This is a genomic window from Mesorhizobium sp. WSM4887, assembly GCF_029625865.1.
Classification (GTDB): Bacteria; Pseudomonadota; Alphaproteobacteria; order Rhizobiales; family Rhizobiaceae; genus Mesorhizobium.
This window is the reverse complement of sequence record NZ_JARTVP010000009.1, coordinates 22,687-36,902: the sequence shown is the minus strand read 5'-3', so window position 1 is coordinate 36,902 and position 14,216 is coordinate 22,687. Positions and strand designations below refer to the sequence as shown.

14 protein-coding genes are annotated in these 14,216 nt (G+C 65.6%); 11 read left to right on the top strand and 3 right to left on the bottom strand.

Translation table 11 applies throughout. From position 1 onward, the window contains the following. Positions 1-219: 219 nt before the first annotated feature. Positions 220-2,232: an acyltransferase family protein gene (locus tag P9230_RS24985; protein ID WP_278120983.1), complete on the bottom strand. Its 2,013-nt coding sequence runs from the start codon at positions 2,230-2,232 to the stop codon at positions 220-222. A gap of 361 nt (positions 2,233-2,593) precedes the next feature. On the opposite strand from P9230_RS24985, the gene P9230_RS24980 reads away from it, so the two are divergent. The 7 genes from P9230_RS24980 to P9230_RS24950 all read left to right on the top strand — a co-directional run bounded on the left by P9230_RS24980 (position 2,594) and on the right by P9230_RS24950 (position 7,614). Continuing rightward, positions 2,594-3,136, top strand: a complete 543-nt coding sequence (locus tag P9230_RS24980) for a hypothetical protein (RefSeq protein ID WP_066999535.1) — start codon at positions 2,594-2,596, stop codon at positions 3,134-3,136. Positions 3,137-3,314: 178 nt separating this feature from the next. Beyond that, positions 3,315-5,390 (top strand): AI-2E family transporter, encoded by a 2,076-nt coding sequence (locus P9230_RS24975; protein WP_278120982.1) that lies wholly within the window; start codon positions 3,315-3,317, stop codon positions 5,388-5,390. 400 nt (positions 5,391-5,790) lie between these two features. Continuing rightward, positions 5,791-6,183: a hypothetical protein gene (locus P9230_RS24970; RefSeq protein WP_278120981.1), complete on the top strand. Its 393-nt coding sequence runs from the start codon at positions 5,791-5,793 to the stop codon at positions 6,181-6,183. A 93-nt stretch (positions 6,184-6,276) separates the two neighbouring features. Then, complete coding sequence (locus P9230_RS24965) at positions 6,277-6,723, top strand: hypothetical protein (RefSeq protein WP_278120980.1); 447 nt, start codon at positions 6,277-6,279, stop codon at positions 6,721-6,723. A gap of 157 nt (positions 6,724-6,880) precedes the next feature. Beyond that, positions 6,881-6,973, top strand: coding sequence for a hypothetical protein (locus P9230_RS24960; protein ID WP_082953784.1), 93 nt, complete (start codon positions 6,881-6,883; stop codon positions 6,971-6,973). Between the two features lie 102 nt (positions 6,974-7,075). Continuing rightward, on the top strand, positions 7,076-7,168 hold the full coding sequence (locus P9230_RS24955) for a hypothetical protein (RefSeq protein WP_082953785.1): 93 nt from the start codon (positions 7,076-7,078) through the stop codon (positions 7,166-7,168). Between the two features lie 308 nt (positions 7,169-7,476). Beyond that, positions 7,477-7,614, top strand: coding sequence for a hypothetical protein (locus tag P9230_RS24950; protein WP_164746987.1), 138 nt, complete (start codon positions 7,477-7,479; stop codon positions 7,612-7,614). 820 nt (positions 7,615-8,434) lie between these two features. Here the strand turns inward: P9230_RS24950 and P9230_RS24945 are convergent. After that, a complete protein-coding gene (locus tag P9230_RS24945) occupies positions 8,435-9,328 on the bottom strand; it encodes a LysR family transcriptional regulator (RefSeq protein WP_278120979.1) in 894 nt (297 codons plus the stop codon). Between the two features lie 134 nt (positions 9,329-9,462). Here P9230_RS24945 and P9230_RS24940 point away from each other — a divergent pair, with 134 nt between their 5' ends. Beyond that, a complete protein-coding gene (locus P9230_RS24940; RefSeq protein WP_278120978.1) occupies positions 9,463-10,896 on the top strand; it encodes an MFS transporter in 1,434 nt (477 codons plus the stop codon). 311 nt (positions 10,897-11,207) lie between these two features. After that, positions 11,208-12,785, top strand: a complete 1,578-nt coding sequence (locus P9230_RS24935) for an alpha/beta hydrolase (RefSeq protein WP_278120977.1) — start codon at positions 11,208-11,210, stop codon at positions 12,783-12,785. 95 nt (positions 12,786-12,880) lie between these two features. On the opposite strand, the gene P9230_RS24930 is transcribed toward P9230_RS24935, so the two are convergent. Next, complete coding sequence (locus P9230_RS24930) at positions 12,881-13,282, bottom strand: low affinity iron permease family protein (RefSeq protein WP_095801430.1); 402 nt, start codon at positions 13,280-13,282, stop codon at positions 12,881-12,883. A 294-nt stretch (positions 13,283-13,576) separates the two neighbouring features. Here P9230_RS24930 and P9230_RS24925 point away from each other — a divergent pair, with 294 nt between their 5' ends. Both P9230_RS24925 and P9230_RS24920 read left to right on the top strand, forming a co-directional pair. Then, positions 13,577-13,768: a hypothetical protein gene (locus P9230_RS24925; protein ID WP_278120976.1), complete on the top strand. Its 192-nt coding sequence runs from the start codon at positions 13,577-13,579 to the stop codon at positions 13,766-13,768. Between the two features lie 103 nt (positions 13,769-13,871). After that, entirely contained in the window at positions 13,872-14,183 is a 312-nt protein-coding gene (locus tag P9230_RS24920; protein ID WP_127323873.1) for a hypothetical protein, read from the top strand. Positions 14,184-14,216 lie beyond the last annotated feature (33 nt).

Sequence of the window (14,216 nt, the reverse complement as noted above, 5' to 3'; positions counted from 1 at the left end):
GGCAGGACAGACGAGGTGTGAAGGAACGCCGACGGTCGCACGGTCGCAATCCTCGGGCTTGACCCGAGGATCCATGCGGTGACCTTCGGCGTGAAGCGCTACGGTGCAGAATTCTGTCACTGGTGCAACGCTTTAGCGTCACGGCATGGATCCGAGGGTCTGCGCGCGTCGCTTCGCTCCTTGCTCCGCCCTAGCATGACGAACGACAGGGGCGGCGCCCTACCTTCCCACCTTCGAGATCACGCGTCTCTCCACCTCCGGTTCCAGCGATTCCGCGAACGGCGTCGCCAGATGGTGCTGGTCGCGGAAGGCGAGCTGGCCGTCGATGAAGACGTGGCAGGTGGTGGCGTTGCAGAAGCGGTCGGTGAGGTCGACGTAGGTGGCATTGGGCACGCTGGTGACGATCTCGCGCTCGACCGCCGCCATCTGGTCGTTGGCGGCATAGGCGCGGCTCTGGTCGCAGAGCGAGGGCGCCTTGTCGCGCCACAGAGCGCGCGACACGCAGGTGTCGATGTTCTCGTCGTTGAACGGCACGTCGCGGATGAAGGCGATCTTCAGCCCGGCCTTGCTCAAGCTGGTCAGTGTCGAGCGCAGGCCGGCCCGCCATACGGCGTCCGGCGTGTCCGGCTCGCCCTTGCCCGCCGCCATCTTGCGCGAGGAGGTCAGCGCCAGTTCGGAGATCACCACCAGCGAAGGCCTGGCCGCGATGATCTCCTTGATCGCCTGTTCGCGCCATTGGTCGCATTCGCGGTAGTCGCGGTTGAGCTTCGTGACAAAGTAGGAAAACCGTGAGGGCCGGCACGAGCTCTTCAGCCAGGTCTCGACGCGGTAGCCGTTCTTCTTTCCCGCCTCGATCAGCGGCGTCGACCAGTGATCGGCGTGGGAATCGCCGAACAGTGCGATCACGCGCTGTCCATTGCCGAACACGCAGGGTTTCGGCGTCACCGTGTCGTAGCCCTCGACGCAGGCCTTGGCGCGCGCGGTGGCCGGCTCGGCCGCACTTGCCGCGATCGCGCGCTGCTCGGGGTCCTCGGCGCGCACGGCAAGCGCTGCGTTGCCGTAGGCGGCTGCGACGCCGGTGCCGGTCAGGAGGAGGGCCGGCACCAGCGCCCGCGCCGCATTGGCCATAAGCCAGCCATTGCGGCGGATTGGATTCTCGATGAAATGATAGCTCAGCGCAGAGAGCGCCAACGTCAGCCCGAGGCAGGCGAGGCGTTGCGCAAAAGTCAGCTCCTCGACCAGCATGCCGGCATAGACGATCACCGGCCAGTGCCAGAGATAGAGCGAGTAGGAAACCTTTCCGATCCACTGCAAGGGCGGCAGCGCCAGGGCGGCATTTACGCAATTCGAGGAAAAGAGCCCCGCGGTTTTCCGTTCGAAATTGCGTGCAAGAATGCCGTCCCTGACGCCGGCCGCGCCCGCCAGCAAGAGAAGGACAGTACCGGCCACGGGCACGAGCGCCAGAAAACCGGGGAAGGGAGCCTCCTCGCTGAAGGTGAGGTAAGCGAAGGCAATGAGGACCAGCCCGCACAGGCTGAACGCCGTCCCGAGCCGCGGGCGGTTCTGGAGCAGCCATGCCGGCGCCATCGAAGCCAGCCCGCCGGCGGCGAATTCCCAGGCGCGCAGCGGCGAGAAGTAGAAGGCCCAGGGCTGCGAAATGGGGGTCAGCCAGGCGCAGACCGCGAAGGAGACCAGGCCGGCAATGCCGATCGCAAGCATGATCGTCCGCTTGCCGGGCTTCAGCCAGGCCGCCAGCATCAGCAGCGCCGGCCAGGCGAGGTAAAACTGCTCCTCCACCGACAGCGACCAGTAATGGATAAAGGGGTTGTTGGCGGCATCGCTGGCGAAATAGTCGAACGACCAGCGGATCAGCCACAGATTGATCATGTAGGCGGACGCGAACATCGCGCCCTTGGAATAGAGCGCCTGCTCCTCCGGCGACAGAATCAGCGTGCCGACGGCAAGCGTGGCGGCGATGACGAACAGCGCCACCGGCAGCAGCCGCCGCGCGCGTCGGGCATAAAAACGAAGGAGGTCGAGCCGGCCGGTGAGCGAAATCTCGCTGACCAGATGGCGGGTGATGAGGTAACCGGAGATGACGAAAAAGATGTCCACGCCGGCAAAGCCGCCGGGCAGGGCGGTGAAGCCGAAGTGGAAAGCGACAACGCCCGCCACGGCGAGCGCCCGCAACCCCTCAATATCGGGCCGGAAGTCCGGCGATGGTGCTGACACGAAGGCGAACCTCGCAACGGTCGTTCGTATCCCGCCTTGGGAAAGCCTCGCGCCTATGGGCTCATACCGCAATGCAACAAATCTAACGCAGTGCAACATAAAGGGAGGCGGCAGCAACGCCGGCGGCAGCCGACGCTTCGGCACGCCAGGGTCTGCGCGCCTCGTTTCGCCCAGGATGACGAAGGAGCTCAGCCGCCGGTTTCGCCAGCGTTCGAGAGCATGGAAGGACATTGGCGAACGCTAAAGGCAAATTGTCCGCCTGCAGGTAATCTGGTAGGATCAATGCACCGACGAACGGCTCTGGGACGCCGTGACGTCCGACATCATGCACAAAGACATCAACTCGAACCGGAGAACGGCCATGAAACGGCTTCTGACGGTCGCTGCGCTGTTGGCAGCGGGCAGTTTGATTGCGATGCAGGGCGCAGCTGCCGACGACGCTGCGCTGATCAAAAGCGCCGAGTCCGCCGCACCCGCCGCAGTGGCGAGTGGCGCTGCGGTCTACGCCATGGATGAAAAGGGGAACATGCGCACCCTGCGCGAGGGCAAGACCGGCTTCTGGTGCATGCCGGACAATCCGGCCTCGCCCGGTCCGGATCCGATGTGCGGCGATGCCAACTCGATGGAATGGGCGATGGCCTGGCTGGAAAAGAAGGAACCCCCCAAAGGCAAGGTCGGCTTCATGTATATGCTGTCCGGCGGCACCGACGGCAGCAATACCGATCCTTATGCGACGAAGCCCGAGGCAGGCAACAATTGGATCGAGACGGGGCCGCATGTGATGATCGTCAACGCGATGGACATGATGAAAGGCTATCCGACCGATGCCAAGCCCGACACGTCCAAGCCTTACGTGATGTGGCCGGGCACGCCCTACGCGCATCTCATGATCCCGGTAAAATAGCCGGGCACGAGCCTTCTGGTGCGGCGGCGAGCGCTTCAAATCTCCCCTTGTCCGCAAGGGGAGATTTGCATCAGCCGCTTCATCCTCCCTCCAACTGATCGCGCCTCGCAACCATCCTCCGATCCGCGCGTTGCACGCCGGCGAAAGCCAATCATGGCGGGCAGGGTGGAGACTCACGGTGGCGGATAATCGTCAGAACGGCACGCGCGAGCCGGAACCGGGGCTGGCGGGCCTGCTTGCTGCCTCGCGCAGCCATCCGCGCACGGCGCTGCCGACGGTCGCAACCGTCGTCGCGTCGGTTGCGGCGCTCTATTTCGGGCGCGAAGTGTTTTTGCCGATCGCAGTCGCGCTGCTGTTGACTTTCGCCATCGCGCCGCTCGTGTCGGCGTTGAAACGCGTCGGCATTCCGCGCCTGCCTGCCGTGATTGCCAGCGTTTTGGGCGCCTTTGCCGCGCTTGCGCTGTTCTCCTTCGTGGTGGCCACGCAGGTCAGCGACCTCGCCCAGAACATCCCCGTCTATCAGATCAACATCCTGACAAAGATCCGCGCGCTGAAGGAAAACGGGCTGGGCAACGGCATCATCTCGCGCTTGAGCGGCGTGATCGAGCGCGTCGGCCAGGAATTCGAGCGCCAGGAGCCGCAACTGCCGTCCGCCGCCCAGACGCCGAAGCGCGATCCGATCCCGGTCGAGATCGTCGCGCAGGAAAGGCCGCTCGAAGTGTTGCAAAAGGTCATCGAGCCGCTGCTCAGCCCGCTCGGCTCGGCCGGCCTTGTGGTCGTCGTCGTCATCTTCATGCTGATGGAGCGGGAGGATCTGCGCGACCGCTTCATCCGTCTCGTCGGCTATGGCGATCTCCACCGCACCACCCAGGCGCTGCAAGATGCCGGCAAGCGGGTCGGCCAGTATCTGTTGATGCAGCTGGTGGTGAACGTCATCTACGCCATCCCGATCACCATCGGCCTGTGGGTGCTGGGCATACCCAATGCGCTGCTTTGGGGCATGCTGGCGCTCGCCCTGCGCTTCGTTCCCTATATCGGGCCGATCATCGGCGCGCTGCTGCCGCTGTTCCTGGCGCTGGCGGTGGCGCCCGGCTGGTCGCTGCTTCTGTGGACCGGGGCACTGTTCATCGCCATGGAGCTGATCACCGGCAACGTCATCGAGCCATGGCTCTATGGCTCGCGCACCGGCCTCTCGCCGCTCGCCATCATCGTCGCGGCGATCTTCTGGACCTGGCTCTGGGGGCCGATCGGCCTGGTGCTGTCGACGCCGCTCACCGTCTGCCTCGTCGTCCTCGGCCGCCACGTTCCGCAGTTCGAGTTCCTCGACGTGCTGTTCGGCAACGAGCCGGTGCTCGAGCCTCATGCGCGTCTCTATCAGCGGCTGCTTGCCGCCGATCCGGACGAGGCGACCGACCACGCCGAGGAGATGCTCGAAGAAAAATACCTGTTCGAGTTCTACGACCAGGTGGCGATTCCGGCGCTGCTGCTTGGCGAGCAGGACCGCATGCGCGGCGTCATGGATGACGAACAGCGCAAACAGGTAGCGGCGAGCGCGCTGACGCTCGTCGCCAATCTGGACGCCAGCGCCCAGGAGGAAGCGGAGGAGGCGGAAGCCGAGGAGGAAGAGGACCAGCAGGCAACCACTGCCTCGGCCGAGGCCTCGCCGGGCAAGGCAGCCTCAGCCAAGATCACCGCGGGCAAGGCTGCTGAAGGCAAGGCGAACGATCGGAAGGCCGGCGACGGCAAGGAGCCTCTATCCGAGGAGGTCGATCTTCCGGATGGCGTGGGCTTCTCCGTGCTTTGCGCCGGCGGGCGGGGCGAGCTCGACGACGCCGCCGCCGCTATGCTGGCGCAGGTGCTGGAGGTGCAGGGCGCCGAAGTGTCGAGAGCGAGTTTCATTGACCTCGAACCTGCCGGGATCCGCCGCCTCGACCTGAGCGGCGTCGATACGGTGGTGATCGGTTTCCTCAACCGCGACTCCACCAAGCACGCGCGCTTCATGGTGCGGCGGCTGAAGCGGCTGAAACCGCGTCTCAGGGTCGGCATCGTGTCCTGGTCGGAAATCGGCAACAGCGACGCCAAGGCCGCGGCCGAACTTGCCGCCGGGCTTAACGCCGATTTCGTCGCCCATGGCATGGTCAGCGCCGTGACGGGCGCCCTGTCGAGCGAGCCGCCGGTGATGCTGAAGCTTGCGCCGCAACGCCGGCCACGCCGCCGGCCGGCCCGCAAGAAGGAGCTGCAGGCGGCTGGATGAGGGAGGCGACTTTCCCCCTCAATTGACCGGCCCGAAGGCCCGCGCGAACCGCGCGGCTTTGCGATCCGCGCGGGCAGGCGCCGGCCCCGCCGGCGGCGCCACGCCCCAGCCCTCAGGCTGGCCGGGTGGCTGTCTGGTTCGGCCCTTGTCCGGCCGTTTCTGTTCTGCCTCGCCGATCCGGGCAGAAGCCCGGATCCTTCGGAGCGCGCTAGAAATGCAGGTCCAGTGCAGGCGGATGGCTTGGCCTGGATCGTCTTGCGGCGCTGCTGCGGAGCCGGCGGGACGGCTTGCTTGCTCCTGGTTGCACTGCCCAGTGAGCTTGCGGCGGCCGTGAAAGCATGATCTTCGCTCGAACAAGAGGCCAATCCCGATTCTGTCGGGACGGAACAGGTGCAGCCGGATGGCACTGAACATCGCGCAGAAGTTACGACTGACTTCGGTCGTGCTGGGAACCGCCAGCCGCAAGGATCTGGCGGCGGCGTTCCGAGCGGTCAATCCGAAGACGGCTTTCGATATCGGCCGCGCCGACAAATGGCTGCAAGGCCGCGCCCAGCCTCGCGAGCACAGCGTCTACGAAGACTGGGCGAAAGTGCTGCGCCTCGAGCGACCCGGCGCCTGGATCGCCGAGAGCGATCTGCCGAGCTTCACGGCCGCGATCGCGGCCCGGCACGGCATCGACGCGACGGAGCTCGAACGCCGCGCCCACGCGCAGGTCGAGGCCTCGCCCGGGCATGACGACAAGGGCACCGGGCTGGCGCTTGCCGGCACCTATGCCTGCTATTCGCGCGCCTAGTCGCCTTACTATCGCGGCCAGCTCATCAGGGGCCGCCTGTCGATCGAGGCGGGGCCCGGCGCGCATGCGTTCACCGCCACATATCGCGAGACATTGCCGACCGGGCAGTTGCAGCTCGGCGGGCCGGTCACGCCGGCAAAGCGCAGCCTCTACCTACATCTGAAGGAGGTGGGCGGCGAAGCGCAGTTCTTCCTTTGCCTGTTCCCGCAGACGCAGCCGGTGAGCGTGCTCGGCGGCTATATGGTCGGCACCGCCATCATCGGCCCGGAGGCGCAGCCCTCGCTGACAAGAATCCTGCTGGTGCGCCTGCGCGATGCGCCAGCCGCCGAGCAATGGGGCGGGTACCTGCCGCCGGGCACCTCGATCGCCGCCGATCTCGCGAGCCTCGGCATCGTCATGGAGCACCCGGAAGCGGTCGACCGGCAGCTCGGCCAGTTCCTCAGTGCCGACAGCGACGGCGGCGTCAACCAAATCCCGCCGTCCGAGTACCGCGCCATCCTCGACGTGTTCGACCGCCATTGGCTGCAGCACGCGGGCTAGGAACGAACCTCAGCAGGCTCGATGTTGCCGGCTCACCACAGCCTGCCCGCATTCGGTTGCAGCCGGCTCGCTTTGCACGCATCTCACGAAAACGTTTTTTGACAAAACGGCACTTCCCTTGCGTCTTGAGGCGGCAAATTGGGCAAGGGGCATATCCATGAAGAAGATCTATGAGAAACCGGTGCTGGTGAAGCGCCAGAAGCTGTCGAGCGTCGTTGCCGGGTCGTCGGCCCCGCTCCCGCCGCGCTGACCTAAGCAACAGCCAGCAGGGCAAGCATTCCCGGGCTAAGCTTGACAGGGCGGCCGCATCGCGTTCACCTGCGCAAGTCGTTGACCCGCCCAGGAATGGACGATGAAGAAGACTTACGAAAAGCCGCGGCTGCAAAAGCGCGGCAGGCTGTCGGCCGCGACCGCCGCCGCGCCGTCGTCCGGCTTTACCTTCTGAGGCGAGCCAGGCCGCCCTGCGGCACTCCTTTGCGGCGGTCCGAGATCGGTCGAAACTATTGGCTTTGCCACGGCGCACCAATCGGCGTACCCTGCCGTATCGCTGGTAACCACCCACCAGACACCATTGGCGACTGAGAGACGTTGATCCGCGCTCCCGTCTGAACAGGGAGAGCGGCATGCTCGAGAACAAGAATCCCCACTAGCCCGCGCGCGGGCACGCGGCCGCAGATTTCCAGGACCAACTGATTGAGGAGAGCAAGGGCGCTGATCCGCTCTTACGACCTGTTGCGTCGTACGGAGCGCCTGGTGAACGCTTCCGGCCGCAAGCTTGATGGTCGCTCCCCGGCAGCGCTCGCCCGCGCGAAGCGCCTTCAGGAGGGAATTGCGATCAAGAAGGCCTATAGCGAGCCGACGCTTGAAAAGCTGGCAACGGTTCGTCAGTAGCGGTCTGGGCACCCTTTCTGAGCCTCGTACGCGAAACCTCGCGCCGCTGCCGGCCAGGAGCGGGCGGTACACTACGCAAGTGCCCGCCCGTCCGGCGCCGCCGCCAAGCTGCTGAACCCCGTCCGTCCCCAACAGCAACGGTCATGGCGTGACCAGTCACTGCGGATTGCCATTGGCCCGGCTGGCTGTCAACGTCGGCGGCGGCGCCTCCGGAACAGCGTTTTTTTCCGTTGTGCAATGCCGAAATCGGGCTGCCGCATTTCCGCGGTTGCCGCGCCGGCAGGCTCCGAAATGGCGGATTTCCGGGCTTTTCGGCCGTTGCGGCAAGCGACACAAATGTTGCCGCCTACACGTTTGAATAGGCTGGTTTTTCACTGGTTGAGGCGTTTTGAGGTCCGGTTCTCAACCTGACTTTTTTTGGGCGCATTTCGGCAACGCAGCATTGGCGGGCAAACGGCAGTGAATTACCCGTCGCGCTAGCGGTTTCGTCGCCCCTCAAAGACTGCGGAGAGGAACGCTGCCGCTCTGTGAACCGCTTCATGATGCGCACATGCAGGGATGCTAAAATTCGCCATCCGATGAGGGTGGGCGATCGGTTGCTCGAAGTGTCCCGGCGCAGGTCCTAGCCGGCAGATCGGGCAGAGGTGCTCGCGCAGCGACGGAGCGGGGGTTCTTGTTGGGCGTCCCTCCGCTCCGTCCCGGCGTCGCCAAGGAACCTGTCTCCACACTTTGTTGGGGCCAAAATCTGGTCTGTCGGCGCGGCGTTCCTTCGCGCCTCGCCTGCCTGCGTGCCGGTCGCCGCGAAAGGAGATCGGCTGTCTCACCGCCCGCCGCACACCTCCCTCACCAGGCCCCGCAGCCACCGATGCGCGGGGTCGGCGTCGAGGCGCGGGTGCCATAGCAGCGAGATTGTGAGCCCGGCGAGCTTCACCGGCAATGCGAAGGTGAGCAGGCCTTCGCGCAGCTTGCCGGTATAGCGCTCGGGCACCGTGGCGATGAGGTCGGAGCCGCACGCCAGCGCCAGCGCTTCCGCAAAGCCGCCGACCACGGTGGCGATCGTCCGCGTCAGCCCGGCGAGTTCCAGCGCGTCGTCGATAGGCCCGCGATCCAGCCCGCGGCGAGAGATCAATATATGCCGGCCGGCGGCGAAGCGGGCGGCGGTGATCTTGCCGTCGCACAGCGGATGGCCGATGCGCACCACGCCGACGAAACGGTCGCGGAACAGCGCCTGCGCCCGCACCTCCGGGCCGGTCGAGCCGCCGACAACGCCGGTCTCGAGATCGACACTGCCTTCGCGCATCGGCGCGCTGTCCTTGTCGGGCTTCGGCACGAAGCGCAGCTGCACGCCCGGCGCTTCCTCGGCGACGCGCGCGAGAAGGGCAGGGCCGAAATTTTCCACAAAACCATCGCTGTTGCGCAGCGTGAAACTGCGCGTAAGCCGCTTCAGATCAAGGCGTTCGGCGGGGCGCAGCACAGCCTCCGCCTCCTTCACCAGCCGGCCGACATCCGTCCCGAGCTCGATGGCGCGCGGCGTCGGCACCAGGCCGCGCCCGGCGCGGACCAAAAGCGGATCGCCGATCACCTCGCGCAGTCTTGCGAGCGCGCGGCTCATTGCCGAGGGGCTGAGCTTCAGCCGCCGCGCCGCTTTCGCGACACTGCCTTCGGCGATGAGCACGTCCAGCGTGACGAGCAGGTTGAGATCGGGTCGCGACATGGTGCGATCTTAGCACGTCCTCGATGCAGTGACATGGCGCTTCATGCACTATTCGAGTGCAAATGCTGCACGTTCCGCCATATCGGCCAGGCGCATATTCTCCCGGCAAGTTCCAGCCGAGCCGGAGAAGAACCATGGCCGATATCGCAGATCCACGCAGCGCTTGCGCAAGCCGCTCGGCAAGCGGCGCGCTGGCCAGCCTGTCGCTGGCGATGCTTTTGTCCTCGCTCAGCACCAGCATCGCCAATGTCGCGCTGCCGACGCTGAGCACCGCGTTCTCCGCATCTTTCCAGGCGGTGCAATGGGTGGTGCTTGCCTATCTGCTTGCCATCACCGCGCTCATCGTCAGCGTCGGGCGGCTTGGCGATCTCGTCGGCCGCCGGCTGCTGCTGGTCGCCGGTCTTGGCCTGTTCAGCGCCGCGTCGCTGGCGGCCGCGCTTGCGCCGTCGCTGCCGCTGCTGGTCGCCGCCCGAGCCACCCAAGGCCTCGGCGCCGCGGTGATGATGGCGCTGACCATGGCCTTGGTCGGCACGACGATGCCGAAAGAGCGCACCGGCAGCGCCATGGGCCTGCTCGGCACCATGTCGGCGATCGGCACGGCGCTTGGGCCGTCGCTTGGCGGCGTGCTGATCGCTTACCTCGGCTGGCGCGCGATCTTCCTCGTTACTGCCGGGCTGGGCGTCGTGGCGATGATCCTCGCCCGGCGCTTCCTGCCGGGCGATCAAACCGCGACGATCCTCCGCAATGAGGCGCAGGGCGTTGGCCCGCGCTTCGATGTTCTGGGCACGTTGCTGCTTGCCTTGACGCTCGCCGCCTATGCGCTGGCGATGACGGCAGGACGCGGCCATTTCGGCGGCACGAACATCGCGCTGCTCGGCATGGCAGTTTTCGGCGCCGGCCTGTTCCTCTATGCGCAGCGAAGAGTGGCGTCGCCTCTGGTCAAACCAGCGCTGTTCAGCGATCCGGTGCTGGCGCCGAGCCTTGCCATGAATGGGCTGGTCTCCACCGTGATGATGGCGACGCTTGTCGTCGGGCCCTTCTTCCTGTCGCGCGCGCTGGGCCTGGACGAGGCGCAGGTCGGCGCCGTGCTGTCGATCGGCCCGGTCGTCTCGGCGCTGTGCGGCGTGACTGCCGGCCGCATCGTCGATCACCTGGGCGCGTCCGCCATGGTCGTTGCCGGGCTGGTGCTGATGACCATCGGCTGCGTCGCCCTTGCTCTGCTGCCGGCGCTGTTCGGCGTCGCCGGCTACGCGGCGGCGATCATGCTGCTGACGCCCGGCTATCAGCTCTTCCAGGCGGCGAACAACACCGCCGTCATGGCCAATGTCGATAAGAACGAGCGCGGCGTTGTCTCGGGCATGCTCAGCCTGTCGCGCAATCTCGGCCTGATCACCGGCACGGCGGTGATGGGCGCGGTGTTTGCCTTCGCGGTGGGCACTGGCGAGATCGGCGCCGCGACACCGGAAGCAGTCGCCGGCGGGATGGGGTTTACGTTCGCAGTGGCGGCTGGGCTGGTGATCGTGGCGGTGGCGATTGCGGCGGTTGGAGATTTGCGAAAGCGTTGGTGACATCCAATCTCCGCCCTTGCGGGGGAGATGTCCGGCAGGACAGAGGGGGGTCGTCTCACTTGGATTGCCAACGCCGTCTGATGTCGGGGAGAGCGCTGGCGCTTCACGCGAAGCGCCCCCTCTGTCACCTTCGGCGACAGCTCCCCCTCGAAGAGAGATTACGCATCGCCGCCAATGTAACCCATCGCACATTCCCAACGCCCGTCTTGCCGTATCGGCTTCCGTAAATTAGCCGATTTTGATATTCCGGTGCGGTCTTCTCCCGCCGCATCGACGAGGAGCCAGATGGCAGTGGAAGGGTGCCCGGCCGGATGACCGACGCTCCGCATAAGGGGCTGCTGGACCTGTGCGTGCTCGGCGACTTCCAGGTGGTCCGCGACGGCGCGCTGCTCGACCTACCGCCGTCGCGCAAGACGAGAGCCTTGCTTGCCTATCTCGCCGTCACCGGCAAGGCGCACCAGCGCGAGCGGCTCTGCGAAATCTTCTGGGATATTCCCGACGATCCGCGCGGCGCCTTGCGCTGGAGCCTGTCCAAGATCCGCCAGGTGCTCGGCGACGACGAATCCGCTCTGGTCGCCGACCGCAACACTGTCTCGCTGAAACTTGGCACGGACTATGCCCGGCTGCTGCCGCTGGTGAAGGCCGATCTTTCCATGGCTTCGACGGAAGAGCTGGAGGCCGTGGCCGGTTCGATCCGCGGCGATTTCCTTGCCGATCTTTCGCTTGAACGCTGCTTCGAATACGAGGCCTGGCGCGCGGGCGTCGCCAGCGAGGTCGAGATCGCCGAACTCGGCATGTTGCGCGAGCTGATCGAGCGCCTGGCCGGCGAGCCGAGGCGTGCGCTGCCACTTGCCAGGCGCCTGCGCCGGCTGCTGCCGGAGGATATCGGCCTGGCGGAAGAGATCGCGGCGCTGGAAGAGAAGGTGAGGGCGGCAGCCGCCCAGCCGACGGGACGCTCCGCGCAACGCGGCGCCACGGACGTGGCCCAGATGCAATCACCTTCCACTCAGCTTGCCAACCGCCCGACGCCCGCGCAGGATCCCGGCCGCGCCGTCCATTTCTGCCGGGCTCGCGACGGCACAAGGCTTGCTTTTGCCAAGACCGGCAGCGGCCCGCCCATCCTGCGCGCCGCGCATTGGATGTCGCATCTGACCTTCGACTGGGACAGCCCGATCTGGCGGCACTGGATGAGGGAACTGTCACGCCGGAACCAGTTGGTGCGCTACGACGAGCGCTGCAATGGCCTGTCGCAACGCCACGTGGCCGACGTCTCGTTCGACACGATGGTGTCGGATCTCGAATGCGTCGTCGAGGCCGCGGGGCTCGATCGCTTCACGCTTCTTGGTCTGTCGCAGAGCTGCGCGGTTTCGATCGCCTATGCCATACGCCACCCCGAGAAAGTCTCGGGCATGATCCTCTACGGCGGCTACGTCAAAGGCTGGCGGGCGCGCGGCGACCCCGGCGAGATCGCCACGCGCGAGGCCGTATCGACGCTGATGCGCGAGAGCTGGGGCAAGTCGAACCCCATGTTCCGCCAAGCCTTCTGCTCCATGTTCATCCCCGGCGCCACGCACGAACATTTCGCCTGGATGGACGATCTGATGCGGCGCACGGTTTTGCCGGACGACGCCTGGCGCCTGCAGACCGCCTTTTCCGTGATCGATGTCAGCGAGCTGCTCGAAAAAGTGCGAGTGCCGACCCTGGTGCTGCACGCGCGGGAAGACAATGTTGCCCCGGTCGAGTCCGGCCGCACCATGGCGGCAGGCATTCCCGGCGCCAGCTTCCTCGAGCTGGAAAGCCAAAACCACATCCTGCTTGAGGGCGAGCCGGCCTTCGACGAGTTCGTCGCCCACGTCCGGGCCTTCGTCGCCGGTACGGCAGGGTCGTAGGAAATCTCCTACCGCGATCGCGTAATTTAATCTTGGCGTGGGAAGATTATCTTTGGGTGGCGGCGGTGCCCATTCCGCCCCCTTCGGCCGGTGCTTCAGCTACCCCAACGCCCCCCGCCCGCTGCGGCACCGGCCTCATTCGTTTCGTTCTGCGATGCCGCCTCGGCCGAGCCGGCTTCCGCTTCGCGCTCCAGCTCGACCAGCTTCGACTTGATCTCTTGCGTGTCCGCATGCTCGAGCCCAACCACGTCATTGCGTGTCTGCCGCAGCGCGATCACGATCTCGTCGAGTTTGGCGTGGATGGCCGCCGTGTCCCGGTACCCCTGGATAAGCACGATCCCCGTGATGATGATGGCCGCTGCCGACAGGGCATAGGTCACCGTGTTGGTAAGTCCGAAGGGTACGAGCAAGGTGCACGCAACCATCGCGATAACCATCGCATAGAAGCCGGGCGGCCTAGACAGAAAATCGGCGAGGATGAAGAGGAGCCGATTCATGGGCGACGCTATGAAAGCAGGAACCCGGCTATCAGCACGGTGAGGACCATCGAGGCCGGCACGGCAAGCAGCCAGCGAGCCTCCAGGACACTGTTGGTCGGGTCTTCCATATTTATCCTCCCATCGGCGAATTGCTTGCCGGCAAACGGCGACCAAGAGCGTTCGTTCCACTCATCCGCCAACCGTCCGAAGCGCCGTCGGACTGAAGTCCGGAAAGCAAAGAAGAGGATCGACCGCCGCAACCTAAGTCATGCTTCCGCATTTCTGACGCGCCATTGCATCGGGAGGCGATATATGACCGACGGACTCGCGGACGATCTGGTAGACCAGCCCTATGAAACAGCGTCCTTCGCCAGCAAATACGGGCTCTCCGACAAGCTTGCCAAGGCCATGTTGATCGCGAACGGACCGTCGCGACGCGCCTGCGACGCCGCGGCGAGCACTTACCTCAGATATGTTGCGCTGCGGCGCGAACGCCCGAAATGACCTTCGCTGCGTTGCTGCCGGGCAGCCCGATCCAGGCCGGAACCAAACAGCCCGGCAGGGGTTTATCCGGCGAAGGGACGCTCCACCAACCAGGAATATTGCAATGAAAACAGTGCTTCTCGCAGCGTTGGCGCTTTGCGTCGCGGCACCCGCCGTCGCATCCGCCGCCGAGGCCGATGTGGTCATCACGACGCATCACAGGCACCATTACCATCACCGTCCCGCCATCGTCATCAATGAGGAAGGCCACCGCCTTCATCACCGCCATCACGGCACCGTCGCATTCTATGACAACGGCCGCCGCGCCTGGCATCGCCATCACCGCTCGGATAGCGTCGTCGTCACGAGCTCAGTCGAGCGCCATCACCGCTACCACCGTCGTCCGGTCACCGTCGAAAGCGACACCGACTATTGACGGCTATCGGCCCGGCTCGAGAACCGACAGCCG